Source organism: Mycobacterium sp. NGS35, assembly GCF_059812855.1.
In genome coordinates, this window is sequence record NZ_JCALDL010000028.1 from 1 (window position 1) to 901 (window position 901).

At 67.6% G+C, this 901-nt stretch carries 1 protein-coding gene; it reads left to right on the forward strand.

Annotated elements, in window-relative coordinates; translation table 11 throughout:
• On the forward strand, window positions 1-901 hold a 901-nt coding region (locus AC5Y4C_RS20970; protein ID WP_500008530.1), incomplete at both ends, for an AMP-binding protein.

Here is a 901-nt window from a genome sequence, read left to right on the forward strand (position 1 = left end):
CGGCCGGCGCCGGCCGCGGCGACGATCACCGAGTTGTTCGCGGCTCAGGTCGCCCGCGTCGGCGACGCGACCGCGGTCACGTGTGGCGACCGGTCGCTGACGTATCGCGAGTTGGATGAGGCGTCGAATCGCTTGGCGCACACGCTCGTTGAATTGGGTGCGCGGCCCGGAAAATCTGTGGCGCTGTTGTTGCCGCGCTCGGCGCAGGCGGTGGTGTCGATTATGGCGGTGCTCAAGACCGGGGCGGCGTATCTGCCGATCGACTCGGCGGTGCCCCAGGCGCGCATCGCGGTGATAGTCGCCGATGCCGGCCCGGTCGCTGTCATCACCACCGCTGATTTGGCGCAACGGGTTGATGGCGATGTGGTGGTCGTCGATGTGGACGATCCGCGCATCGAGAGCTATCCGGGCACGGCACTGGCGGGTCCGGTCGCCGATGACATCGCCTACATCATCTACACCTCCGGCACCACCGGAGTGCCCAAGGGTGTGGCGATCACTCATCACAACGCCACGCGGTTTGTGGAGTCGGTGGCTTCGCGGTTGCCGCGTGATGGGGTGTGGACGCAGTGGCATTCGTTGGCCTTCGACGTGTCGGTGTGGGACATCTTCGGTGCGTTGCTCGGTGGCGGGCGGCTTGTGGTGGTGCCCGAGGAGGTGGCCGCCTCGCCGGAAGAGTTCCGCGCCTTGCTGATTCGCGAACGCGTCGATGTGCTCAGTGAGACTCCCTCGGCCGTCGGGGTGCTCTCGGCGGAGGGCTTGGAGTCCACGGCGTTGGTGGTGGCCGGGGAGGCGTGCCCCGTCGAGTTGGTGGATCGCTGGGCGGCCGACGGGCGGGTGATGATCAACGCTTACGGCCCGACGGAGGCCACGGTGTATGCGGCGATGAGTGCGCCGCTTT